The 23,869-nt window shown below is 73.1% G+C and carries 22 protein-coding genes and 2 pseudogenes; 9 read left to right on the top strand and 15 right to left on the bottom strand.

Annotation, left to right across the window (positions count from 1 at the left end):
* Positions 1-62: 62 nt before the first annotated feature.
* Both ACH5AO_RS16515 and ACH5AO_RS16510 read right to left on the bottom strand, forming a co-directional pair.
* Positions 63-506: a MarR family transcriptional regulator gene (locus tag ACH5AO_RS16515; protein WP_398925082.1), complete on the bottom strand. Its 444-nt coding sequence runs from the start codon at positions 504-506 to the stop codon at positions 63-65.
* Entirely contained in the window at positions 503-997 is a 495-nt protein-coding gene (locus tag ACH5AO_RS16510) for a MarR family winged helix-turn-helix transcriptional regulator (protein WP_398925080.1), read from the bottom strand. The genes ACH5AO_RS16515 and ACH5AO_RS16510 overlap by 4 nt, the downstream gene beginning before the upstream one ends.
* A 226-nt stretch (positions 998-1,223) precedes the next feature.
* On the opposite strand from ACH5AO_RS16510, the gene ACH5AO_RS16505 reads away from it, so the two are divergent.
* Both ACH5AO_RS16505 and ACH5AO_RS16500 read left to right on the top strand, forming a co-directional pair.
* A complete protein-coding gene (locus tag ACH5AO_RS16505) occupies positions 1,224-1,916 on the top strand; it encodes a DUF6461 domain-containing protein (RefSeq protein ID WP_398925078.1) in 693 nt (230 codons plus the stop codon).
* 42 nt (positions 1,917-1,958) lie between these two features.
* A complete protein-coding gene (locus tag ACH5AO_RS16500; RefSeq protein ID WP_398925076.1) occupies positions 1,959-2,915 on the top strand; it encodes an expansin EXLX1 family cellulose-binding protein in 957 nt (318 codons plus the stop codon).
* Positions 2,916-2,967: 52 nt separating this feature from the next.
* On the opposite strand, the gene ACH5AO_RS16495 is transcribed toward ACH5AO_RS16500, so the two are convergent.
* Complete coding sequence (locus tag ACH5AO_RS16495; protein WP_398925074.1) at positions 2,968-3,714, bottom strand: BTAD domain-containing putative transcriptional regulator; 747 nt, start codon at positions 3,712-3,714, stop codon at positions 2,968-2,970.
* A gap of 265 nt (positions 3,715-3,979) precedes the next feature.
* Between ACH5AO_RS16495 and ACH5AO_RS16490 the strand changes: the two genes are divergently transcribed.
* Positions 3,980-6,154, top strand: coding sequence for an endonuclease (locus ACH5AO_RS16490; RefSeq protein ID WP_398925072.1), 2,175 nt, complete (start codon positions 3,980-3,982; stop codon positions 6,152-6,154).
* A 114-nt stretch (positions 6,155-6,268) separates the two neighbouring features.
* Positions 6,269-6,516: pseudogene (locus tag ACH5AO_RS16485) on the top strand (hypothetical protein); the annotation flags it as partial.
* 121 nt (positions 6,517-6,637) lie between these two features.
* Here ACH5AO_RS16485 and ACH5AO_RS16480 read toward each other — a convergent pair.
* The gene (locus ACH5AO_RS16480; protein WP_398925070.1) at positions 6,638-7,441 is read right to left on the bottom strand and encodes a nucleotidyltransferase domain-containing protein; all 804 of its coding nucleotides are present in this window, start codon (positions 7,439-7,441) and stop codon (positions 6,638-6,640) included.
* A 113-nt stretch (positions 7,442-7,554) separates the two neighbouring features.
* Between ACH5AO_RS16480 and ACH5AO_RS16475 the strand changes: the two genes are divergently transcribed.
* Positions 7,555-7,971 carry a RidA family protein gene (locus tag ACH5AO_RS16475; RefSeq protein WP_398925066.1) on the top strand — a complete coding sequence of 139 codons (417 nt, stop codon included), beginning with the start codon at positions 7,555-7,557 and terminating at the stop codon, positions 7,969-7,971.
* A 318-nt stretch (positions 7,972-8,289) separates the two neighbouring features.
* Here ACH5AO_RS16475 and ACH5AO_RS16470 read toward each other — a convergent pair whose 3' ends face one another.
* The 5 genes from ACH5AO_RS16470 to ACH5AO_RS16450 form a co-directional block, all read right to left on the bottom strand.
* Positions 8,290-8,823 carry a TetR/AcrR family transcriptional regulator gene (locus ACH5AO_RS16470; protein ID WP_398925249.1) on the bottom strand — a complete coding sequence of 178 codons (534 nt, stop codon included), beginning with the start codon at positions 8,821-8,823 and terminating at the stop codon, positions 8,290-8,292.
* A 22-nt stretch (positions 8,824-8,845) separates the two neighbouring features.
* Complete coding sequence (locus ACH5AO_RS16465; protein ID WP_398925064.1) at positions 8,846-9,682, bottom strand: alpha/beta fold hydrolase; 837 nt, start codon at positions 9,680-9,682, stop codon at positions 8,846-8,848.
* A 121-nt stretch (positions 9,683-9,803) separates the two neighbouring features.
* Positions 9,804-10,637 (bottom strand): MIP/aquaporin family protein, encoded by an 834-nt coding sequence (locus tag ACH5AO_RS16460; protein ID WP_398925247.1) that lies wholly within the window; start codon positions 10,635-10,637, stop codon positions 9,804-9,806.
* A 173-nt stretch (positions 10,638-10,810) separates the two neighbouring features.
* Positions 10,811-11,782 carry a prolyl aminopeptidase gene (gene pip / locus ACH5AO_RS16455; protein WP_398925062.1) on the bottom strand — a complete coding sequence of 324 codons (972 nt, stop codon included), beginning with the start codon at positions 11,780-11,782 and terminating at the stop codon, positions 10,811-10,813.
* A gap of 36 nt (positions 11,783-11,818) precedes the next feature.
* The gene (locus ACH5AO_RS16450) at positions 11,819-12,535 is read right to left on the bottom strand and encodes a uracil-DNA glycosylase (protein WP_398925060.1); all 717 of its coding nucleotides are present in this window, start codon (positions 12,533-12,535) and stop codon (positions 11,819-11,821) included.
* A 74-nt stretch (positions 12,536-12,609) separates the two neighbouring features.
* On the opposite strand from ACH5AO_RS16450, the gene ACH5AO_RS16445 reads away from it, so the two are divergent.
* A complete protein-coding gene (locus tag ACH5AO_RS16445) occupies positions 12,610-13,263 on the top strand; it encodes an RNA-binding S4 domain-containing protein (protein ID WP_398925058.1) in 654 nt (217 codons plus the stop codon).
* 15 nt (positions 13,264-13,278) lie between these two features.
* Here the strand turns inward: ACH5AO_RS16445 and ACH5AO_RS16440 are convergent.
* Positions 13,279-13,965 (bottom strand): annotated as a pseudogene (locus ACH5AO_RS16440) (class I SAM-dependent methyltransferase).
* Positions 13,966-14,111: 146 nt separating this feature from the next.
* Between ACH5AO_RS16440 and ACH5AO_RS16435 the strand changes: the two are divergent.
* Entirely contained in the window at positions 14,112-14,375 is a 264-nt protein-coding gene (locus tag ACH5AO_RS16435; protein ID WP_398925056.1) for a DUF6343 family protein, read from the top strand.
* Between the two features lie 9 nt (positions 14,376-14,384).
* Here ACH5AO_RS16435 and ACH5AO_RS16430 read toward each other — a convergent pair whose 3' ends face one another.
* From ACH5AO_RS16430 to rpsA, 4 genes are all read right to left on the bottom strand, one after another.
* Positions 14,385-14,765: a tetratricopeptide repeat protein gene (locus tag ACH5AO_RS16430; protein WP_398925054.1), complete on the bottom strand. Its 381-nt coding sequence runs from the start codon at positions 14,763-14,765 to the stop codon at positions 14,385-14,387.
* 78 nt (positions 14,766-14,843) lie between these two features.
* Positions 14,844-15,458, bottom strand: coding sequence for a dephospho-CoA kinase (coaE, locus tag ACH5AO_RS16425; RefSeq protein ID WP_398925052.1), 615 nt, complete (start codon positions 15,456-15,458; stop codon positions 14,844-14,846).
* Between the two features lie 18 nt (positions 15,459-15,476).
* Positions 15,477-16,415, bottom strand: a complete 939-nt coding sequence (locus tag ACH5AO_RS16420) for a PAC2 family protein (protein WP_398925050.1) — start codon at positions 16,413-16,415, stop codon at positions 15,477-15,479.
* A gap of 183 nt (positions 16,416-16,598) precedes the next feature.
* On the bottom strand, positions 16,599-18,092 hold the full coding sequence (gene rpsA, locus ACH5AO_RS16415) for a 30S ribosomal protein S1 (protein WP_217136406.1): 1,494 nt from the start codon (positions 18,090-18,092) through the stop codon (positions 16,599-16,601).
* Positions 18,093-18,394: 302 nt separating this feature from the next.
* Between rpsA and ACH5AO_RS16410 the strand changes: the two genes are divergently transcribed.
* Positions 18,395-19,273, top strand: a complete 879-nt coding sequence (locus tag ACH5AO_RS16410) for a class I SAM-dependent methyltransferase (RefSeq protein ID WP_398925048.1) — start codon at positions 18,395-18,397, stop codon at positions 19,271-19,273.
* Between the two features lie 4 nt (positions 19,274-19,277).
* Positions 19,278-21,995 carry an ATP-dependent RNA helicase gene (locus ACH5AO_RS16405; protein WP_398925046.1) on the top strand — a complete coding sequence of 906 codons (2,718 nt, stop codon included), beginning with the start codon at positions 19,278-19,280 and terminating at the stop codon, positions 21,993-21,995.
* Positions 21,996-22,019: 24 nt separating this feature from the next.
* Here ACH5AO_RS16405 and ACH5AO_RS16400 read toward each other — a convergent pair whose 3' ends face one another.
* Complete coding sequence (locus tag ACH5AO_RS16400; RefSeq protein WP_398925044.1) at positions 22,020-23,777, bottom strand: lytic transglycosylase domain-containing protein; 1,758 nt, start codon at positions 23,775-23,777, stop codon at positions 22,020-22,022.
* Positions 23,778-23,869: the final 92 nt, after the last annotated feature.

Genomic DNA, 23,869 nt, shown 5'->3' with positions numbered 1-23,869 from the left:
GTGCTCCGTGAACGACGAGCGCGGCCGCCGGTTCGCCGGCCGGCGGTCCCGCGCTCGGGCGGTCACGCGGTCAGCGCCGCCAGTTCCGCGTCGGCGCGCTCGGTGACCAGGGCGAGGACGCGGCCCGCGGCGGCCAGGTCCTCGGCGGGTATCCCGCCCCAGATGCGGGCGGTGACGGGGGCGCTCTCCGCGCGGACGGCGGCGATCAGCCCGCGCCCTGCCTCCGTGGGGCGCAGGTGCGCGCCGTCCGCGACGAGCAGTCGCCGCTCCAGCAGTACGCCGAGGGCGGCACGGATGTCGGCCGGGTCGGCCTTGAGGTCGTCACGGACCCGGGCGACCAGGTCGTCCGGCGTCCAGGGGGCGTCGGCGGTGACGGCGGCGCGCAGGGTGATCTGCTGCTGGAAGGTGAGGCCGTGCCGGGCGAGGAAGTGTTCCAGGACGCCCCGGGCGGCGTAGTGGGCCAGGCCGAGGGCGCGGGTGTCGGCGGCGGGTGCGGTGGTGGTCATGGTGGTGTCCCCTTGGTTCTCTCGTCGTTCGGTACGGAGGGAGCGAGAGGTGCGTCGAGCAGGGTGGTCAGCTCGTCGGTGAACGCGCGGGTCCGCGGGGCGTCGAGGCCGCCGAGTGGCTCCAGCAGTTGCTGGAGCAGGTCCTGGACCACCTCGATGGCCTGCCTCGTGACGGCCTGTCCCCGTTCGGTGAGGGCGAGCTGCACGGCGCGCGGGTCGCGGGGATCGCGGGTGCGCTCGATCAGGCCGGCCGTCTCCAGGGCGCGCGCCAGCTTCGAGACGTACAACGCCTCCAGGCCGGTGTGGTCGGCGAGCCGGCGCTGGCTGGGCCGCTCGCCGGTGCGCTGCATGCCGTACAGCGACGCGACCAGCGAGTACTGCGCGTGGGTGAGGCCGAGCGGAGCGACCGCGCGATCGACCGCGACGCGCCACTTGTTGGCGAGCCGCCATACCAGGAAGCCGGGCGTGGGGCCCGGTGAACCCTTGCTCATACCGAATAGATTACATGGCTACTATGTACATGGCTACTGTTTACAGTGGTTCCCCCTCGGCGGCGAGCAGTCCACACGGGGATGTTCCGGCCGTGACGGCCGGTGTGAGCGGACAGGGGTCGATCACATTCCTCGAACGTCCGCGACGACGTCCCCGCCGTGGCCGGCTTCCGCTGCCGGTAACGTCGTCAGCGTCCACGACCGTCATCGCGCTGAAGGGGAAACTATGCCCGGCTCCTGGCGCCTGGCGGACTCCCAGCACTTCTGCCTGACCTTTTGCCGGAACAGAAGCCCGGAAGAAGTGCTCGCCCGCTACGGGGCCGACGCGGACAGTGCTCGCCCGTTGCCCGCGAAAAGCGCGCCCAGCGCCCTTCTCCGGGGCACGACACTGCGCGTGGGGTTGTTGGGGGAATGGTCTTTCTGCGTGGAGTTCGAGAACTACATCGGTTGCACGAAAACGATCATGCGTGACCTGTCGGCGGGGACGGAGGCACTGCTCCTGTTTCAGACGGAGAAGGGCCTGACCGTGTTCTCCTACGTGGTCGACGGGCGTGTCGTCGAGAAGTTCGAGCCCGGTTGTCCGCCCAGCGCCCGCGGCCGGAGCGCACACGCGTTCGCCCGCAGGACGGAGGCCCTCATCTCCACCGGCACGAGCCGGACGACGGCGTGCCTGGAGGTCATGGCTCAGCACACCGGCCACGAGCTCACCACGGACATCCTCCACGGGCCACTGCTCACCGCGGTCATCGACGAGGTCGACCAGGCCGCTCTCGCACACCCGGACCCACCGCTGCTGTATCCGGACGACGTACCTCCGAGCAGCCCCCGGCCCCTGGGTCGGCCCCTGGGCCACCTGCTGCCCGTGACCGGTCGCGCCCGAGAGTCCGGCAACCTTTTCGGCGGCTGTGACGACCGATGAGTCGGAAGTGTGCGTTCTCCGGCACCACGTAAGGACTCATCCGTGGCATCCCCCTCCCACCGCCGTCCGCGTGGCAAGCGGCGCGGCCTCCTGGCCCCGGCCGTCGCCGTGGCCGCCGTCGGCCTCCTCATATCGCTGGTCGTCGCCCTCACCCACGACGGCGGATCCGACACCGTGAGGGCCACGGCCACGTCCGCCGCCGGTGCCGACACCACCGCCCGGCCGAGCGCCTCGCCCACGGCGACCGGGCGGACACCGAAAGCCAGGCCGTCCACCGCGTCCCCGGCCGCCCCGAAGCCCTCCGCGACGACCCCGTCGGCCCGGCCGTCGCGCGGCAGCACCCCCGCGACCGCCCCGCGCCCGGCCTCCGGCGGGGCACCGCTGGCGGGACGGATCGAGCCCGGGACCGCCTACAGCGGAGTCGCCACCCACTACGACGCCGGGGACGGCGACGGCGCCTGCCTGTACGGTCCGAGCCCCGACCTCATGATCGCGGCGATGAACACCGCGGACTACGAGACGTCCAGGGCGTGCGGGGCGTACGTCCTGGTCCGCGCGGCCGGCGGCGCCTCCGTGACGGTCCGGATCACCAACGAGTGCCCCGCGCCCTGCGCTCCCGGGCAGCTCGACCTGAGCAGGGAGGCCTTCGCGAAGCTCGCCGGACTCTCCGCCGGGAGGATCCCGGTCACGTGGAGCCTGCTCAGCCCCGGCACGTCCGACACCGTCTCGATCCGCTACAAGACCGGATCCAGCAGCCACTGGTGCGGCATCCAGGCGATCGGCCACCGCAATCCGCTGGCCCGGCTGGAGGTCGCCACCGGCTCCGGGTGGCAGCGGCTGACCCGTACCGAGTACAACTACTTCCTCTCCCCCGACGGCACCGGGTGCGGCGGCGCCCTGAGGCTCACCGACGTCTACGGGGAGCGGCTGACCGTCGACGGCATCGCCGTACGGCCGGACGTCGTACAGCCGACCCGCGTCCAGTTCGCACGGCACTGACACGGTGCCCTCGTCCCGGGGGCGGTGCCGCCGCCGGGTCAGGGGCCGAGGCTCAGCCGGTCCGCCCGGCCTGCCCGGTCCACCCGGTCCACCCGGTCCGTCCGGGGAGCAGCCGGGTGAACTGCGGTGAGGGCGCGACGCCCAGTTCCTCGTTCAGCATCCGGCAGAAGGCGTGGTAATGGCGCACGGCCTCGCTGACGTTGCCCTCCGCCAGGTGTGCCGACACGACGGCCCGGTGGGCGCTCTCCCGTAAGGGCTCCGCGCGGACGCTCGCCCACGCGGCCTCCATCGCCAGGGCGGGTCTGCCCTGCCGGATCAGGGTCGCGGCCAGCGCGTCGAGCGCGTGCAGCCGCAGTTGCCGCAGGTGTTCGCGCTCCACCAGGACCCAGTCCTCGTCCCAGCCGAGCAGCAGGTCCTCGCCGGTGAGGGCTTCCAGGGGCGGCGTGGCGTAGAGCGGTGGACCGTGGTCCCGCACGACGCCGAGCGCCGTCCGTGTGAGGGCGTGGACGTCCACGCGCAGGACCGGGGTGATCAGCAGGGTGTCCCCGTGGCACCGGATCAGGGGCGGCTCCCCGCGCGGCAGCTTCCACAGGGTGGTGCGCAGACTGCCCCGGGCGTGCTCCTCGGTGGCCTCGGGCCACAGCGTGCCGGCGAGGACCGTGCGGGACACCCGTCCCCGCAGTCCCATGAAGGCCAGGAGCCGCTGGCCGTTGCGGCACAGTTCGACGGTCTCGGTACCCAGTTCCAGCCGGAACTGGCCGAGCAACCGCAGCCGGGGAGGCGGGGGAACCGGCCTCATCGCCTCGCTCACCGTGTCCCGCGCGAGCGCCTCCGGGGGCCGTCCGGCCTCGCCACCGGCGCATCGCTGCTCGTGGTCTGCCTGGTGCGGCTCCGGGGCGCCGCGTCCTTCGAGGAGGAGGTGTCGTCACCAGTCTTGGCCCCCCGCCCGTGCCGCGCAACCGGATCGATGACGCCGCGCTGACGGCGGTTCCGTAACTTCGGACACGGCTCGGAAGAGTCCTGTCCCCCATCGCCGGCACCACCAACAGGCCAGGAGGCGGATCATGGCCACGGCGGAACTCGCTTCCCGACGAGAGTCGGACTATCTGTCACAACTGACGATGGCCGCGACACGCTACGAGAACCGGACCGAACGGCGGGAACGGAACCGGGCGGTCCTCGAGACACGCGGACCGCTGTACGCGGACACTCCCGAGCGGGTCGAGAAGCGGCTGGCACGCCTCGGCACCGACTGGGCCATGGCCCGGGCGATCGAGCGGACGCCGACGGAACCCGCCAGCAGCGCGGGAAGCACCCTGCGGTTGCCGCCGGAGAACGTCACCAGCGAGATGCTGGGGCTGGAGCGCCTCATCGGGCGCAACAACCTCACCCCCATCGCGTTCCTGGAGGAGGGCGTACAGGTCTCCCGCTCGGTCGGCCGGATCACCGTCAGCGGACCGGGCGGCGGGCACGGCACCGGCTTCATGGTGTCCCCCTCCCTGCTGCTCACCAACAACCACGTGCTGCCCGGCGTTCAGGAGGCGGACCGCGGCAGGGTCGCGTTCGCGTTCCAGGACGGCGTCGACGGCGGCCCCCTCGTACCGGCCGTCTTCCCGCTGGAGCCGCTCCGGTTCTTCGTCACCGACCGGGCGCTGGACTTCAGCCTCGTCGCGGTGGCCCCGCGCGGCGCGCAGGGCGAGGCGCTGGCGTCGTTCGGCCGGCTGGTCCTCAGCGAGGCGCAGGGAAAGGTCGTCATCGGGGAGTACGTCAACATCGTCCAGCATCCCAGGGGCGAACCCAAGCAGATCGCGCTGCGCGACAACCGGGTCGTCGACCTGCTGGACCGGTTCCTGCACTACGAGTCCGACACCCGTGAGGGTTCCTCGGGTTCCGCGGTCTTCAACGACCAGTGGGAGGTCGTCGCGCTGCACCACTCGGCCGTTCCGAAGACGGACGCCGAGGGCCGGCCGTTGAGCGTCGACGGCACGGTGTGGCGGCCGGAGACGGGCGAACAGCAACTGGCGTGGCGGGCCAACGAGGGGGTGCGCATCAGCCGCGTGCTGGAGGCCCTGCGTGCGATACCCCTGACCGGTGAGGCGGCCCGGCTGCGGGACGAGGTGTTCACCACCGGTCTCGTCCCGTCCCCCGAGGAGAGCGCGCCGCCGGCGCCCTCCCCCCTCGGCACGGTCACCCTGCCGGGGACCGACGGCTCGCAGGCCCGGGCGGCCGACGGCGCCGCCCAGCTCACCATCCCCCTGCGGATCACCCTCGGTCTCGGCCTCGGTCTCGACACGCCCTTGTCCTCGTCGGCCGCGCCGGCGCCGACAGTGGCGCCCCAGCCGTCCCCGGCCGGGCGGCCGGACATCGTGTCCGCGGTCGAGAAGGACGTCGAGGCGGCCCTGACCAGCCACCGGCTCGCACGGGAGGGGCCCTACTACGACCGGACCGCGGACCTCGCCGCACGCGACGCGTACTACGCGGACGTCGACCCCGGCAGCGGCGGCGGCGCGCTGCGCGACGCGCTGACCGGGCTGCTGACCGAGACCCATGGGCCCCGGCCCCGGTACAAGCCGATGAGCATGGTCTATCCGTGGGTCGACCTGCACAAGGACGGCCGGCTGCGCAGCATCTACTCGGGCAAGGACTTCTCCGCCGAGGAGCTCATACGGGCCGACGCGGCCGTGGCGGAGGCCCGGCTGGCCCGCGTGCAGGAACTGCTGTTGCGGGAGAGCACGGCGGGACCGGCCGAGTTCGAGGCGGAGTTCGACGCCCTGGAGGCGTCCATGCCGTTCAACTGCGAGCACGTGGTGCCGCAGTCGTGGTTCGCGAGGAAGGAGCCGATGCGGGGCGACCTGCACCACCTGTTCGCGTGCGAGGTCGGCTGCAACAGCTTCCGCGGCAACTTCCCGTACTTCGACTTCCCCGACTTCGACGAAGCGGTCCGGGAGGACTGCGGGATGCGCGAGGACGTGGGGTTCGAGCCCGAGGAGGGCAGGGGCGCGGTCGCCCGTGCCACGCTGTACTTCCTGCTCCGTTATCCGGGCCAGGTCGGCGACGCGGCGCGCGAGTTCCCCGCGGAACGGCTGCCCGTCCTGCTGAAGTGGCACGAGGGCGAGGCGGTCAGCGAGTACGAACTGCACCGCAACGCGGCCATCGCGGAGGTCCAGGGCAACCGGAATCCGCTGATAGACCATCCCGAGTGGGCCCGCGCGATCGACTTCACCGGCGTCTGGCCCTGAACTCCCCGACGCCTCGCGTCGTTCGGCCGGTCCGGCGGAGATACGGGTGCGCCCGGGCGGCGGGACCCGCATGACCGGTGGGTTGCCCGCGGCCCATGGATCGGAGTCCGCGTGATGACCGGTGACCGAGCGGTGCGTGTGCGGCGGGCCCTGCCCGCCGACGCCGGTACCGCGGCCGACGTCTGGCCGCGCTCCTTCGCCGCCGCCCTGCCGGGCGTGGTCCGGCCCCGGCCCGACGACGAGGTGCACGGCTGCTTCCGTCACACCGCTTCTACGAACGGCACGGTTTCGCGCCCGTGGAGTGGACGGGCGGGTCCGGGAACGAGGAGCGGGAGCCGGACGTCCGGTACGTGTGGCGGCCGTGGGCACCGTCCGGTTCGGGTGGTCCCGGCCCGGTCCGGGGTGCGTTCCTCCGGTCCTGGTGGCCGCCCGGCGCTTCTCCCCGGTCCATGACGGGTTCCGGTGTTCCGACGGCCGTGGGAGTCAACGTGGTGCGGCTTCCAGCAGCGCCTCGGTGTCGGTGACGGCTGTGACGAGTGATTCCGGCGTGGCTCGCATTCCGGCGATGATGTCGTCCACGCGCTCAAGGCCCGCACGGTGGAGCAGCCCCTTCTCGTTGGTGACCCACTCCCCGCGTGCCGCCATCACCGCGTGCGCGGTGCAGGTCGCGGCCACGGCGATGGCGCCAACGACCTGGGTGAGGGCGCCCTTGGGGGCGTGGCCCGCCTTCGCGTAGGCCAGGGTGGCGGTGGCCACGCCGGCCCAGCGGGGCGGGGCGCTGTCGCGGAGCGCCTGCGGATAGGTGTCCGGGCGGGGCACTTCTCCCCGGAGCACCCGGTTGACGGCGAGTTCGGCGACGATCAGGTAGGTCGGGATGCCGACCAGGTGAAACATCAGCGGTTCGACGCGGAAGCGGCCCGCTTCCGCCTCCGCCAGTTCGTGCTCGACGCTGTCCAGGTCGCGGTAGTGGACGTCGACCCGGCGCCCGTCGACGGTCAGCCAGGCACCGCCGTTGAAGACGCCGCCGCCCCAGTCGCCGATGCCGAAGACCTCGCCCTCCCAGCCGACCGCGCGCAGGCCGTCCGGATCGAAGGAACCCCGGTAGTAGAGCGCCATGTCCCAGTCGCTCCCGGGCCGTTCGGTGCCCTGGGCGCGCGAGCCGCCGAGGGCGACGGCCCGGACACCGGGGAGGCCGGCGAGGCGGTCGGCCGTACGGTCGAGGAAGGCTTGGTCCGGGAGGGCGGACGGCACGGGGGCTCCTGGTGATCGACGGCGTGCGGGAGGCATCGGGCAGGGTACGGGGACGTGGTCGAGGGGGCGAGCGAAATACGGGTGCGGTGGCTCGGTGTGCCATGCAGGATCGAGGGCCGTCCGTCCTCCCCTCGGCTACAGGAGTCCGCATGATCCGCCGTGTCACCGTCCCCACCCTCTTCCCGCCGCCCACCTACTCCCACGCCTCCGTCGTCGAGGCGGGGACCAGGCTGGCGTTCCTCGCCGGATCGGTTCCGCTGGACGCCGAGGGGAAGCTGGTCGGCGAGGGCGATCCGGTGCGGCAGGCCCGGCAGGTGATCGCCAATCTCGAGGAGCAGTTGCGGGCGGTGGGCTCCGACCTGGGGCACGTCGTCGCGACGGATGTGTACGTCGTGAGCGGTGAGTCCTCGGTGCTGACCTCCGTGTGGGACGTGGTCGAGGTGTCCGGACTGAGCACGGGGCCCCACTCGTCGACCCTGATCGGTGTGGCCTGCCTCGGGTACACCGGGCAGCTCGTGGAGATCACGGCGACGGCGGTCGTACCGGAGGAGGGCGCGGGCTCCTAAGAGGTCCCTCGGTGCCCGCCGCCGGACCGCCTTGCCGCCGATCGGGCGGAGGTCGAGGGCAGGTCCTGGACGACCGGGCCGGCTTCGGCGCGCCCGGTGCGCGGTCGCCCGTGGGCGTCGGCGATCGTCCGGGTCCCGGAGCCGTGTCCGCCTCGGCCGGTGCGGGCGGCGACCGCCGTTCCCGGCCCGGACACCACACAGGTGGTCCGAGGTCGCGTCCGGTGTCTCAGCACCGGTGCCGGCGCACCGTACGCCTGTCGGACACGCCGTCCGTCCAGCCTGAGCCGCTCCCGTGGACGGACGGCGGCGTGGGCGCTTTCACACGGCGCGCAGACCTCGGTCGGTGAAGGCGATCAGCCATTCGAAGCTCTCGTCGATGTCGGTGCTCCACTTGAAGCCGCCCGCCGCTTCCAGCGTGGCAAAACCGTGGCAGAGGCTGCGGAACATGCGCAGGGCATGGTTCACGTCGCACTCCTCGATCTCGTAGCCGCGCAGAACGGCCCGGAACACGTCGAACAGCCGCCGGCCGGCGAGGGCCATCGGATCGTCGGGGCCGATGGGTTCCATGCCGGTCGTCGCGGCGTAGCGGCCCGGATGGGCGATCACGAAGGTGCGGAAGGCGCGCAGCGCGGCGGCCAGGGCGTCGCTGCCCGACAGCCCCTGGACGGCGGCGCCGACGACGTCGGCGGCCTGGGCCGTGGCGAGCGCCGCGATGCGCCGTACGAGGTCCTCCTGGCCGCCCACGTGCTTGTACAGGGACGGGGTGCGCACGCCGAGGCGCTCGGCCAGCAGCCCCATCGTGAGGCGGGCCAGACCGACTTCGTCGGCGAGGTCGGCACCGGCCGCGACCACGGTCGCGGGGTCGAGGCCGGCCCTAGGCACGGGCGGCGTCCGTTCGGAGGAAGGAGAGTGTCAGCGAAACCACCTGGTCAGGGTACTGGTCGTGCGGGTAGTGACCGGCGCCCTCGATCATTTCGAGGCGGCCGAGGCCGGCGGGCAGCTCCTCGACGATCGCCGATCCCTCGGCGTGCGGGTCGGCCCAGTCGGGATCGTCCGTGCCCATCACGACCAGGACCGGGCAGCGCACGGCCGCGAGCTGCGCGCCGGCGTCGGCCGGGGTGGTGCGGCCCATGCCCCGCAGGGCCTTCATCCGGCCCGGCTCGCGCAGCACCGCCTCGACGCGGTCGAGCCGCTCGGCGAAGTCGGCCGGCCTCACGCCCGGGTAGGCCACGTCCAGGTAGGAGCGCCACAGCGGCACGCTGCCCAGTACGGTCGCGCCGAGCAGCCGCGTCATGCCCCGCCGCAGGCGCTTGCTGCGCAGGTCGCCCAGGCCGACGGACTGCTTGCGGGTGAAGGGGGCCAGCTCTATCACCGCGGTGACCAGCGAGGGCTCCCGCGCCGCGGCGATCGTGGCGGCGCCGCCGGAGATCGAGTGACCGACGAGCACGGCCGGACCGCCCAGGTGGCGGATCACGGCGAGCAGGTCGCCGGCGATGGCGGTGCGGCTCCAGTCCGGCCAGTCGGTGCTGGACTCGCCGCAGCCGCGCAGGTCGACCGCGGCGACCCGGTAGCCCGCCGCCGCCAGCCGCGGGACCACGGCGCGGTAGGCGGCGCGGTGGTCGCCCATGCCGTGCGCGAGCACGACCAACGGGCCGGACCCCGCCACCTCGTAAGCGATCGTGCCACCGTCGACAGCGAGGTACTCGGTCATGACATCTCCCAGGATCGGCCGACCCGACATTCGGCTAAGCGTGTTAGCTAAAAGCTAGTGGCGTTAGCCAGTGCTGTCAACAGTGGCGGGAGCCGGAGCGGCGGCCGGGCGGTGGGTGTGCCTAGGGTTCCTCGGTGGCCGGGCCCTTCTCGGCCTGCCCCGCCCTCGCCCTGAGCACCGGGCCGATGAGCAGGTCGTACACGAGGGTCCCGAGGACCGCGCCGATGAGCGGGCCGACGATCGGGATCCACCAGTAGCCGCTGAACCATTCGAACGACCCGGGCAGCGCGATCGCCCCCCAGCCCTCGAAGAAGGTGAACAGCCGGGGTCCGAAATCGCGCGCCGGGTTGATCGCGTATCCGGCGTTGGTGCCGAAGGCCATGCCGATGACGACGACCACCAGACCGATGAGGAACGGATGGAGGTTCGCCGCCGGAGCCGTGTTGCGGGTGTCGATGAGCGCGCAGATCAGCAGGAGCAGGATTCCCGTTCCGACGATCTGGTCGAGCAGGGGGCCCCACCAGGAATCCCCGAAGTATTCGGCGGGGAACGTGGCGAAGATGGAATAGGTGCCCAGCGATTCCTCCCGGATGATCCCCTCCTTCGCGTTGGCCGCGTCGATCGCCCACCGGTAGCAGGCGTAGACGAGCGCGGCGGCGACGAAGGCGCCCAGGACCTGCGCGAACCAGTAGGGCAGGACCTTCCGCCAGGGGAGGTCCCGCCGGACGGCGAAGGCCAGGGTCACCGCGGGATTGAGGTGGGCGCCGCTGACACCGCCGGCCACATGAACACCGAACGCGACGGCGAATCCCCACGCCCACGCGATGATGAGCCAGTTGGCGGGCCCGAAGTCCACCGCCTGCCGGCCCGAACCGGGCAGTCCCACGACGGCCACGGCCACGGATCCGATACCCAGCAGGAGCAGGACGAACGTGCCCAGGAATTCGGCGAGCATGTCGCCGAGGACGCCTTCTCGATAGCCCCGTCGTTTCGCGGTGCGTTCGGCCACCGGGCCTCCTCGGCTGGAATTCCGCGTCTCCCCTCCCTCGCCGGAAGCGTATGTCCGGCGCGCGGATCATGCCTGTGGGGAGCGGGATTTCCCTCCCCTGGAGCAAAGGGGGACGGCGTTCACCCGCCGCGGCGCGCGTACCGGTCCGTCGCCGCCACCAGTACGTCGTCGCCGACGTCGCCCGCGTCGTGACCGGCCTCGTCCACGATCGTCAACTCGCTGTCCGGCCAGGCGTGGTGCAGGCGCCAGACGGTGCCGAGGAGGTTGCCGAAGTCGAGGCTGCCCTGGACGAGGGTGCCGGGGATGCCCTTGAGGAGGTGGGCGTCGCGCAGGACGACCTCCTGGCCGTCGTCCCCGCCGTCGCCGAGGAAGTGGCCGTTGCCCCAGTAGTGGGTGACGGTACGGGCGAAGCCCATGCGGAACACCGGGTCCTGGAAGCGTGCGACCGAGCCCGGGGGCGCGGGGATCATCACCGTCTCCCAGTCGGTCCAGGCCTTCGCGGCCCGTTCCCGGACCTGCGGGTCGGGCGACTCCAGCAGCCTGTTGTAGGCGGCGGCCAGGTTTCCGTCGCGCTCGTCGGCGGGCAGCGCGGCGAGGAAGCGTTCGTGGGCCTCGGGGAAGATGTTGCCCAGCCCGCGGGTGAGGAGCCCGACTTCGGCGTCGGAGCCGGTCGCCACGCCGGTCAGCACCAGTTCGGAGACCACACCGGGGTGCGTCTGCGCGTACCGCAGGCCGAGCACCGATCCCCACGACATGCCCCACACCAGCCACCGCTCGATGCCGAGGTACGTGCGCAGGCGCTCCAGGTCCGCCATGAGGTGGGCGGTCGTGTTGACGCTCATGTCGGTGGCGTGGTCGCTCGCGGGCGGTGTCGAACGGCCGGCGCCGCGCTGGTCGAGCAGCACGATGCGGTAGGCGGCCGGGTCGAAGTAGCGCCGGAGGTTCGGGCCGACGCCGGAGCCCGGTCCGCCGTGCAGCACCACCGCGGGTCTGCCCCGCGGGTTGCCGCTGGTCTCCCAGTAGAGGTGGTTGCCGTCACCGACATCGAGCATGCCGTGGTCGTACGGTTCGATCTCCGGATACCTGGCCATCGGGGCAACATAACGCCGGGGGCGGGGCGGCACATCTCATTTCCGCGCGGGCAGTCCCGCCGCCCCGGCCGCCGTGCGCAGCACCTCGCGGAGCATCTCGGGGGTGAGCCGGCCGGTGAAGGTGTTGCGCTGGCTGACGTGGAAGCAGCCGAAGAGGTGGAGGCCGGGCCCGTCGGGGGCGTCCAGGGTGACGTGGGCGCCGTGCGAGAAGGCGGGCCGGGGCCGGGGCACGGTCCAGCCGGCCTCGGCGAACGCGGGCAGCACGGCCTGCCAGCCGAAGGCCCCCAGCACGAGCGCGGCCCGCACCGTCGGCCGCAGCAGGCGCAACTCCTGCACCAGCCAGGGCCGGCAGGCGTCCCGCTCCTCGGGGGTGGGCTTGTTGGCGGGCGGGGCGCAGTGCACGGGCGAGGTGACGCGCACGCCGTACAGCTCCAGACCGTCCCCGGCGTGGGTGGAGCCCGGCTGCGAGGCGAGCCCCACGTCGTACAGCGCCTGGTACAGCACGTCCCCGGAACGGTCCCCGGTGAACATCCGGCCGGTGCGGTTGCCGCCGTGGGCGGCGGGTGCCAGGCCGACGATCAGCAGCCGGGCGTCCGACGGCCCGAACCCGGGCACCGGCCTCCCCCAGTACGTCCAGTCCGCGAACGCGGCCCGCTTGGTACGGGCGACCTCCTCACGCCAGCCGACCAGGCGGGGGCAGGCACGGCAGCCGGTGATGCGCCGGTCGAGCCGGTCGAGGCCACGGACGTCCATGGTTCCACCGTAGGTGTTCGGGGCGGGCGAAAACCCCGCACCACCGGCCGGGCCCGGGAGTTAAGGTCGGGACCATGGCTTCTGAGAGTGCCGAGGACCCCAAGGTCGCCGCCGCCGTGGCGGCCGCCGAGGCGGCCGGTCCGGGCAGTGGTGAGTCCGTGCGGATCGACAGCTGGATCTGGTCGGTGCGGCTGGTCAAGACGCGGTCGCTCGGCGCCGCCGCCTGCAAGGGCGGGCACGTCCGGGTGAACGGCGAGCGCGTGAAGCCCTCGCACTCCCTCCGCGTCGGCGACGAGGTGCGGCTGCGGGCCGAGACCCGGGAGCGGATCGTCGTCGTCAAGCGGCTGATCCGCAAGCGGGTCGGCGCCCCCGTGGCCGTCCAGTGCTACGTCGACAACTCCCCGCCGCCCCCGCCCCGCGAGGCCGTCGCCCCGGCCGGCATCCGCGACCGCGGCGCGGGCCGCCCGACCAAGCGCGACCGCCGGGAGATGGAGCGGCTGCGGGGGCTGGGCGGGCCCGGCCCGTTCGGCGGGTACGCGGGGCCCGGCGGACCGGGTGGGCCGGGTGGACCGGGCGGCAGCGGTGACCCGGGGGCCGTGTCCGGCGGGCGCGGCGGAACCACCGGACGCGGGACGGGTGGTGGGCGCGGCAGGTCGGCCGGGCACGGATCGGGCGGTGGTGGGCGCAAGAGCCGTGGCAGGGGGGCCGGTGGTGCGGCCCGGCCGTGACCGCGGGCCGCGCGCTCAGGTGCCGGACATCGGCACCGCCCGCACCCACGTCCTGTCCTCCGTCAGGTACCGGTCCACCTTCAGGCCCGCTTCGGCCAGCGCCTCCTCGAACCGCTCCCTCGTCAGGGGGCGGGCGCGGAACGTCTGGGTCCAGGTCGCGTCCGGGAACACGTACTCCGCGCGCACCGAGTCCACGCCGTCGCCGACCGGCTCCGCCGACACGATCCGCACGGTGAAGCCGGCCGGGTCCACCCGCTCGCGCGGCACATCGGTGTGGTAGTCCTCGCCCTCCCGCTGGATCAGCACGCACCCGCCCTTCGCCAGATGCCGCGCGCAGGCGCGCAGCATGCCCCGCCGCACCTCGACGTCCCCCGCGTGCACCAGGAACGACGCGAGCAGCACCACGTCGAACGTCTCGCCGAGGTCGAGCCGCTCTATGGGGCCTCATATCGTCCGCGCCCCGCGCACCCGCTCCAGCATCTCGGCGGACTCGTCCACCGCCGTGACCTCGAAGCCGCGCTCCAGCAGCGCGTGGGTCACCCGCCCCACTCCGCTGCCCAGCTCCAGGATCCGCGCCCGCTCCGGCACCGCGGCGGCGATGACGTCCGGCTCGTCCCCGACGGGCAGCCGCGCGTACAGCTCCACCGCGCAGCCGTCCGGGGTGATCGCCCCGGGACCCGTCCCCTCGTACCCCTCACGCATTTTCGGTTCCATGCCCGTCAAACGGCCCGCGCCCGCACAGCCGTTCCCCTCTCCCGCCGGTTCACCCGACCGAGTGACACGTGGTCATGGAGGCGGTTCCGGGAACCCGGGACCGGAGGATCCGCGCGGACGGGACGGTGATCGCGATGCGCACGGGCAGTGAGCCGACGACCGCGCGCAGTGCTCTGCGGATGCGGTTCTGTCTGAGCGTGTGGGGCGTGGTCTGGACGGTGTCCGGGACGACGGTGTTCGCGCTCGCCGGGCATCCGGGCTGGGCCCTCGTCTGCGGGCTGCTGTGGCTGGTCGTCACGGTCGACCTGGTCGTCGTCCTGCGGCACATCCGCCAGGGCCCGCACTACCAGCCGGGGCGCGACGTGCCCCCGTACCAGCCGCCGAGGAGCCGTCCGTAGCGCGGGCCGTCACGCGTCGAAGCGGGCCGCCTCCAGGTACTCCGGGTTCGGGTCCAGCGCGGCCGCCAGCCGGAAGTGCCGCTTGGCCGGGTGCGGGCGGCCCTGCCGCTGGTAGGTGCGGGCGAGCGCGAAGTGGGCGAAGGCGTTGTCCGGCTCGCGCTCCAGGACCAGGGAGAACTCCAGCTCGGCGGGGCGCAGCTGGGCCGCCGCGAAGAAGGCGCGGGCGCGCAGCAGCCGCGCCGCGGTGTTCTCCGGATGGACGTCTATGACACCGTCGAGCAGCTTCACCGCGCCCCTCGGGTCACGGGAGGCGAGCAGGCGCTCGGCGGCACGGAAGTCGATGACATGCGTTTCCGGCGTACGTCCGGTCGAACCGCTGGTCTCGGGCACGGCGGGATCCTTCCCTCACTGGACGGGTTCAACGCCCCGCCCGGCACCCGCTATTCCGGGCGGGGGCCGCGCCCGGGATCACTGTTCCGGGCGGGAGGTCCGCGCCCGGCGGACGAGCCCGGACCACACGTCCTTGACGCGCTGTTCCAGCTCGTCGAGGGGGACGTCGTTGTCGATGACGATGTCGGCGATCTCCCTGCGCTGCTCGCGGGTCGCCTGGACGGCCATCCGGGCGCGCGCGTCCTCCGCCGTCATGCCGCGCCGGCCCACCAGCCGGTCGAGCTGGGTCTCGGGGCTCGCGTCGACGACGATCACGAGGTCGTAGAGGGGGGCCAGGCCGTTCTCCGTGAGGAGGGGGACGTCGTGGACCACGACGGCGTCCTCGGCGGCGGCCCCCTCCAGCTCGCGGGAGCGGGCGCCCACCAGGGGGTGGACGATCGAGTTGAGGACGGCCAGCCGCTCGGGGTCGGCGAAGACGACGGAGCCCAGCTTGGGCCGGTCGAGCCTGCCGTCCGCGGTGAGGACCTCCGGGCCGAAGACGTCCACGACCGCCGCGAGACCGGGCGTCCCCGGTTCGACGACCTCGCGCGCGATCCGGTCCGCGTCGATCAGCACGGCCCCGCACTCGACGAGCAGCCGCGACACCTCGCTCTTGCCGGCGCCGATACCGCCGGTCAGGCCCACCTTCAGCATGAGAGGAAGCCTAAGGCGTCAGCCGTCGCCCTCCCGCTCCGCCAGGAAACGTTCGAACTCGCGGCCGATCTCGTCCGCCGACGGGATCTCCACCGGCTCGGCGAGCATGTTGCCCCGGGTCTCCGCGCCCGCCGCCGCGTCGTACTGGTGCTCGAGACCCTGGACGAGGGCGGTGAGTTCGTCGTCGCCCTCCCGGATCTGGCGGTCGATCTCCGTCTGGGTGCGGTGGGCGTCGTTGCGCAGCGCGTGCGCGACGCCGGGCAGGACCAGTCCCGTCGCGGCCGTGATGGCCTCCAGGGCGGTCAGTGCCGCGTCCGGGTACGGGGAACGGGCGATGTAGTGCGGCACGTGCGCGGCGACGCCCAGGACGTCGTGCCCGGCCTGCATGAGCCGGTACTCGACGAGCGCCTCGGCGCTGCCGGGGACCTGCGCCTCGTCGAAGGCGCTGCCGGCCACCGGGACGAGGTCGGCGCGGTTGCCGTGCGGGGTGAGGCCGACGGGCCGGGTGTGCGGGACGCCCATGGGGATGCCGTGGAAGTTCACCGACAGGCGTACGCCGAGCCGCTCCACGATCTGCTGGACGGCGGCGGCGAAGCGCTCCCACTCCACGTCCGGCTCGGGCCCGGAGAGCAACAGGAAGGGCGCTCCCGTGGCGTCCTGGACGAGGCGTACCTCGAGGGCGGGCACCTCGTAGTCGCTCCACCGGTCACGGGTGAAGGTCAGCAGCGGGCGCCGGGCGCGGTAGTCGACGAGCCGGTCGTGGTCGAACCGGGCGACGACCTGGTGGGGCAGCGAGTCGAGCAGCCGGTCGACGATCTGGTCCCCGGTCTCCCCCGCGTCGATGTATCCGTCGAAGTGGTAGAGCATGACAAGTCCGGCCGACTCCTGGGCCAGCGCCATGTCGACGACGCCGAGCCCCTTCGGCTCCCATGCGTACAAACCCTGCGGATCAAGCACAGTGACCGCTCCTCCTCGTGTCCGTACTGCACAACGTGACACACGGCACCGACATTCCCGGGCGCCGGCAGCCCTTCGACGTTCGACGAGGGCGCCGGCGGCTTCCCCAGGGGGCAGCACCGAGGGGCCGCACCTCGAAAAGGTGCGACCCCTCGGTCAACGGCTCAGCGTCGGTGCGGAGCGTCAGCTCTGCCCGCCCGCCAGCTTCTCGCGCAGCGCGGCCAGCGCCTCGTCCGAAGCCAGCGCACCGGACTGGTCGCCACCCTCGGAGGAGTACGAACCGCCACCGGACGCGGCCGGGGCGACGTCCTCGCCACCCTCGGCAGCGGCCTTCTCGTCCGCCTCGCGGGACTTGATGACCTGCGCCTGGTGCTGCTCGAAGCGCTGCTGCGCCTCGGCGTACTGGGTCTCCCACGCCTCGCGCTGGGTCTCGTAGCCCTCGAGCCAGTCGTTGGTCTCGGGGTCGAAGCCCTCGGGGTAGATGTAGTTGCCCTGGTCGTCGTAGGACGCGGCCATGCCGTACAGGGTCGGGTCGAACTCGACCGCCGACGGGTCGGCACCGAAGGCCTCGTTGGCCTGCTTCAGCGAGAGGCTGATGCGACGGCGCTCGAGGTCGATGTCGATGACCTTGACGAAGATCTCGTCGTTGACCTGGACGACCTGCTCCGGGATCTCCACGTGGCGCTCGGCCAGCTCGGAGATGTGGACCAGACCCTCGATGCCCTCGTCCACGCGGACGAACGCACCGAACGGAACCAGCTTCGTGACCTTGCCGGGCACGACCTGGCCGATCTGGTGGGTGCGGGCGAACTGCTGCCACGGGTCTTCCTGGGTCGCCTTCAGCGACAGGGAGACGCGCTCGCGGTCCATGTCGACGTCGAGGACCTCGACCGTGACCTCCTGGCCGACCTCGACGACCTCGGAGGGGTGGTCGATGTGCTTCCAGGACAGCTCGGAGACGTGCACCAGACCGTCGACGCCGCCCAGGTCCACGAAGGCACCGAAGTTGACGATCGAGGAGACGACGCCGGAACGGACCTGACCCTTCTGGAGGGTCGTGAGGAACGTCTGGCGGACCTCGGACTGGGTCTGCTCCAGCCAGGCACGGCGGGACAGGACCACGTTGTTGCGGTTCTTGTCCAGCTCGATGATCTTGGCCTCGAGCTCCTTGCCCACGTAGGGCTGGAGGTCGCGGACACGACGCATCTCGACGAGGGAGGCCGGCAGGAAGCCACGGAGGCCGATGTCGAGGATGAGACCACCCTTGACGACCTCGATGACGGTACCGGTGACGATGCCGTCCTCTTCCTTGATCTTCTCGATGGTGCCCCAGGCCCGCTCGTACTGGGCGCGCTTCTTCGAGAGGATCAGGCGGCCTTCCTTGTCCTCCTTCTGGAGGACGAGGGCCTCGATCTCGTCGCCGACGGCGACGACCTCGTTGGGGTCGACGTCGTGCTTGATCGAGAGCTCGCGGCTCGGGATGACACCTTCGGTCTTGTAACCGATGTCGAGCAGGACCTCGTCCCGGTCGACCTTCACGATGACGCCGTCGACGATGTCGCCGTCGTTGAAGTACTTGATCGTCTCGTCGATCGCGGCGAGGAACGCTTCCTCGTTACCGATGTCGTTGACCGCAACCTGCGGGGTGGTGGCGGTGGTCTCGGTGCTGCTCGTCATGTGGGAAAGGGCTCCGGTACGGACATTGAAGTCGTAGGTACTGCTACGCCGGAGCCCGTTTCGCTCTGCAGAAGCCGGACAGCCAAGGAAGCGCCTCACCGTTGACCAGTGATGACACCTCGAGAACCGAGGGGACATACAACAGATGCGAGCGCAGCCTGCTACGTCTGAGGTGCGCAAGCTCGCAGCGCAACTTGTAGCATACGGGGGCTGCCGGGCATGGTCAATCGCGAAGCCGCCCACCCGGGGCGGATCGCCGCATAACCGGCACAACTGCGGTCTCCCGAGGCCACGCAGGGGTGATGAGACCCCTGTGGCGACACGCCGGGGACCGGCTGACTGGACGGAAGAGTACGACGAGGGAGCCGATCATCCAAGAGCCCGAAGCGCCCGAACCGGAGGCGACCCGGCGGCAGGCCGGTGTCACGGAGAGCTCCCGAGCCAACCGGGGATGGTGGGACCGCAACGCGGACGAGTACCAGATCGAGCACGGCACGTTCCTCGGCGACGACCGCTTCGTGTGGGGGCCCGAGGGCCTGGACGAGGTGGAGGCGGAGCTGCTCGGCCCGCCGGAGGGGCTGAAGGGGCGGGACGTCCTGGAGCTGGGCGCCGGAGCGGCGCAGTGCTCGCGCTGGCTGGCCGCGCAGGGCGCGCGGCCGGTGGCGCTGGACATCTCGCACCGGCAGTTGCAGCACGCGCTGCGGATCGGCGGCCCGGTCCCGCTGGTGTGCGCCGACGCGGGCGCGCTGCCGTTCGCGGACGGCTCCTTCGACCTGGCCTGCTCGGCGTACGGGGCGCTGCCCTTCGTCGCCGATCCGCGGCTGGTGCTGCGTGAGGTGCGGCGGGTGCTGCGGCCCGGCGGCCGGCTGGTCTTCTCGGTCACGCACCCGATCCGCTGGGCGTTCCCCGACGAGCCCGGTCCGGAAGGGCTGAGCGTGTCCGCGTCGTACTTCGACCGCACGCCCTACGTCGAGCAGGACGAGGAGGGCCGCGCGGTGTACGTGGAGCACCACAGGACGCTCGGGGACCGCGTCCGTGACGTCGTCGCCTCGGGGTTCCGGCTGGTGGACCTGGTGGAGCCGGAGTGGCCGGCCTGGAACACCTCCGAGTGGGGCGGCTGGTCACCGCTGCGCGGGAACCTGATCCCGGGGACGGCGATCTTCGTGTGCGTACGGGACTGAGTGCGTGATCCGTTACGACGCCCTGGACGCCCTTCCCGTGCGCGAGGCCCTGCCGGGGCTGACCGGCGCGCTCGACGCGCACGGCACCGCCGTGCTGGTGGCGCCGCCCGGCACCGGCAAGACGACGCTGGTGCCCCTGGTGCTGGCGGGACTGCTCGGGGACGGGCCCGCGCGGCGGGTGGTGGTCGCCGAGCCGCGGCGGATCGCGGCCCGCGCGGCGGCGCGGCGGATGGCGTGGCTGCTGGGCGAGCGGGTCGGGGAGTCGGCCGGTTTCACCGTGCGCGGGGAGCGGGCGGTGGGGCGGCACACGCGCGTGGAGGTCGTCACGACCGGTGTGCTCCTCCAGCGCCTGCAACGTGACCAGGAGCTGTCCGGGGTGGACGTGGTGGTGCTCGACGAGTGCCACGAGCGGCACCTGGACGCGGACACGGCGGCGGCGTTCCTGTGGGACGTGCGCCAGGCGCTGCGCCCGGAGCTGCGGCTGGTGGCCGCGTCGGCGACGACGGACGCGGAGGGCTGGGCCCGGCTGCTGGGGGACGCGCCGGTGGTCGAGGCGCGTGGTGCCGCGTTCCCGGTGGACGTGGTGTGGGCGCCTCCCGCGCGTGCGGTACGGCCGCCGCACGGGACGTGGGTCGATCCGGCGCTGCTGACGCACGTGGCGTCGGTGGTGCGGCGGGCGCTGGCGGAGCGGGACGGGGACGTGCTGGTGTTCCTGCCGGGGGTCGGCGAGATCGCCCGGGTGGCCGGGCAGCTCGGGGACCTCGCCGGTGTCGACGTGCTCCAGGTGCACGGGCGGGCGCCGGCCGCCGTGCAGGACGCGGTGCTGTCCGCCGGGGAGCGGCGCCGGGTGGTGCTGGCGACCTCGGTCGCGGAGTCGTCGCTGACGGTTCCGGGAGTGCGGGTGGTCGTGGACTGCGGGCTGGCGCGGGAGCCGCGCGTGGACCACGCGCGGGGGCTGAGCGCGCTGACGACGGTACGGGCCTCCCGCGCGGCGGGGCGGCAGCGGGCGGGGCGGGCCGGGCGTGAGGCGCCGGGGACGGTGTACCGGTGCTGGGCGGAGGCGGAGGACGCCCGTCTGCCGCGGTTCCCCTCCTCCGAGATCAAGGTGGCCGACCTGACCGCGTTCGCGCTCCAGGCGGCCTGCTGGGGCGATCCCGACGCCTCGGGGCTGGCGCTGCTCGATCCCCCGCCGGCCGGGGCGATGGCGGCGGCCCGCTCCGTCCTGACGGCGATCGGGGCGGTGGGTCCCGACGGACGGGCCGGTGAGCGCGGGGCGCGGCTGGCCCGTCTGGGCCTGCACCCGCGTCTGGGCCGCGCCCTGCTGGACGCGGCGCCGGTGGTGGGCCCGGACCTCGCGGCCGAGGTGGTCGCTCTGATCGGCGAGGAACCACCGCGTGAGTACGGCGACGACCTCACCGCCGCGCTGCACGCCGCCCGACGCGGCGGCGACGCGTACGCCGCGCGGTGGCGCAAGGAGGCCGCCCGCCTCCGCGCTCTCCTCCCGGAGCCCGCACGGACCTCCCCGCCGGCACCGGCGGACCGGGGCGACACCCGTACCGTCCCCGGCCGGTCTCCGGGGCGGGCGGCAGGGGGCGACGCCCGGGCCGCCGGCGGCGCGGAAACGTCCGCTCCGGGCACCCCGCGGGGGCCTGGGGACGGGAGCGCCGGACCGGTGGCGTCGCGGGCGGCTGAGGGCTCCCAGCCCCCGTGGACGGACGGAGCCGGTTTCCCGCCTGTGGCCGGGGGCGACGAGGACGGGCGGGTCGGGTTCGTCGTCGCGCTGGCTTTTCCCGAGCGGGTCGCCCGGGTGGAGGGCGGGTCGTACCTGATGGTGGGCGGGACGCGGGCCGAGGTGGGGGCCGGGTCGCGGCTGCGGGGTGCCGAGTGGATCGCCGTGGCCGTGGCCGATCGGCCCGTGGGGCGGGGGCACGCGCGCGTGCGGCTCGCGGGCGTCGTCGACGAGGGGGTCGCGCGGGTCGCGGCGGGGGCGTTGCTGGAGCACCGGGAGGAAGTGGGCTGGGGCGACGGGGACGTCGTCGCGCGGCGGGTCGAGCGGCTCGGGGCGGTGGAAGTGGCCGTACGGGCGCATGCCGGTGCCGAGCCCTCGCTCGTACGGGGCGCGCTGCTGGACGGGCTGCGGCGGGAGGGGTTCGGGCTGCTGCGGTGGCCGGCCGGGGCAGCCGTACTGCGGCAGCGGCTGGCCTTCCTGCACGCCCGGCTCGGCGAACCGTGGCCCGACGTCTCCGACGAGGCGCTGCACGCGCGCGTGGAGGAGTGGCTGGAGCCGGAGCTGAGCCGTGCCCGGCGGCGGGCCGATCTCGCGCGGATCGACGCCGGGCAGGCGCTCGCGCGGCTGCTGCCCTGGGCCTCCGGCGAGGCCGTGCGGCTCGACGAGCTAGCCCCCGAGCGGATCACCGTACCCAGTGGGTCCGGAATCCGGATCGACTACTCCGACCCGGAGCGGCCGGTGCTCGCCGTGAAGCTCCAGGAGATGTTCGGGCTCCAGGAGTCGCCGCGGGTGGCCGGGGTGCCGCTGCTGGTGCACCTGCTGTCCCCGGCCGGGCGGCCCGCCGCCGTGACCGCCGACCTCGCCTCGTTCTGGCGGGACGGCTACAGGGGCGTGCGGGCCGAACTGCGCGGGCGCTACCCCAAGCACCCCTGGCCGGAGGATCCGGCCACCGCCGAGCCGACCCGGCACACCAACGCCCGGCTCCGGCGGTGATCCGTCCGTCCTGTTCCGGTTCCGTCAGGTGGCGGGGCTCGCCGACGGGCTGGTGGCCGGGGTCTCCGACGAGGCCGGGGTCTCCGTCTCGGCCGGGGGCTCCGCCACGGTCAGCTTGACCGTGAGGGTCGCCCCGCCCGCGGTGGTGACGCGTAGCAGGAACGTGCCCTCGGTGTCGTCCGCGTAGAGCTGAGGCAGCTTCAGCAGCCCGTCCGCGTCCGTCGTCAGGCCGCTCAGGGTGCGTACGGCCTTGCCGTCGGTGTCCTTGAAGTAGGGGCCCTTGTCGTTCTCGGTGTCGTCCTCGGCCGACGTGACGAGCGTCGCGGTGGCGGTGACCTTGTCCGCGACCGCGCCCTTGTAGGTGGCCTTCAGCTCGACCGCGTCCGCGAACTCGCCGCCCGGCGTGCAGGTCAGCTCCTTCGTGCCGGTGCGGACGAGGGTGTCGGCGGCGCGCTCGGTGACGGTCGCCCTGTAGGCGACGCCCTTGACCGTGCGGCCGACCACGGTGGCCCGGACGACGACGGGGCCGGTCTTCTCACCCGCCAGGAGCGCGGGTGCCACGGCGACGCCCGAGCCGTTGGTGACGACGGTGGCCACACTCTCGCCGCCGGTGAAGGTGGTGTCGGTGTCGCCGACGACGGTGAACCGGATCCGCACCTTGGCCACCGCCTTGCCGGCCTTCGTCTCCGCGCGGGCGCTGATCCGCTCGGTGAACGCGTCGCCCGCCATCGCGGTGAGCGTCGCGGTGCCGGCGTCCTCCAGGTGGTCCACCGTGTCGGTCGGGGTGGGCGGGGTGGTGCCGGGCGGCGTGCTCGGGCTGCCGGAGTCGGCCGGCGGCTTGCTCGAGCCGGAGCCGGACGGCTCGGTCGGCTTCGTGCTCGGTCTCGTGCTCGGCTTCGGCGGCGCCGACACGCTCGGCGTCACCGGGGAGGGCCGCACCGTGACGTCGTCGCTGCGGTCCGCGGGCAGCGTGCCGGAGCCGTCCGGGATCTCGTGGGTGCCCTTGCGGTAGTACTCCAGCCACGACATGACGGTGTTCAGATAGTCCGTCGAGTTGTTGTAGCTGAGGATCGCCTTGTCGAGGTCGTCCTGGTCGGACAGGTCCCAGTCGAAGCGGCACAGGTAGTGGCCGGCGGCGAGCGCGGCGTCGTAGATGTTGTTGGGGTCCTCACGGCCGTCGCCGTTGCCGTCGCGGCCCGCCCACTCCCAGGTGGAGGGGATGAACTGCATGGGGCCGACGGCCTGGTCGTAGGAGCTGTTGCCGTCGTAGGCGCCGTCGTCGGTGTCCTTGATGAGGGCGAAGCCGTTGCCGTCGAGCTGGGGGCCGAGGATGGGCGAGAGGGTGGTGCCGTCGGCGTCGACGCGTCCGCCGCGGGCCTGCCCGGACTCCACCTTGCCGATGGCGGCGAGCAGTTGCCAGGGCAGGTTGCAGCCGGGCTTCGATTCGCGCAGCGCGGCCTCGGCCTTCTTGTAGGCGTCGAGGACGGTCGCGGGGATGCCGGCCTCGGTCACGCCGGACGGGCCCGTTCCGGTGCTCGCGGACGGGGCGGGGTTGGGGCTGTTGAGCGGCGGCAGGTCCGTGTAGTAGGGGGAGTTGCCGGTCGCGCCGGCGCCGTCGGCGGTCTCGTCGGGCGAGGGCGTGGTGTCCGACGTGGTCTCTCTGCCCTGGCCGTCGGTCGTCACGCCCGGAGCCTGGGACGCGGCCAGAGCCGCCACCGCCGCCGCGGCCACGGCGGTGGTCGTCACTCCCTTGCGGAGCCTCCTGCCGAATTGCGCCGCCATAGAGTGGACCCCTCCCATGGACGCCGTGGCGTCCGTCAGCCTGTGTCGTGTTCGCTTGGTTGTGACGATCTGCCCGCCCCGCTGGTTGCCCT

Origin of the sequence: Streptomyces sp. NPDC018964, from assembly GCF_044390325.1 — a bacterium.
GTDB lineage: Bacteria > Actinomycetota > Actinomycetes > Streptomycetales > Streptomycetaceae > Streptomyces.
Note: the sequence above shows the minus strand (reverse complement) of the source record. Positions and strands in the feature narration are given on the sequence as shown.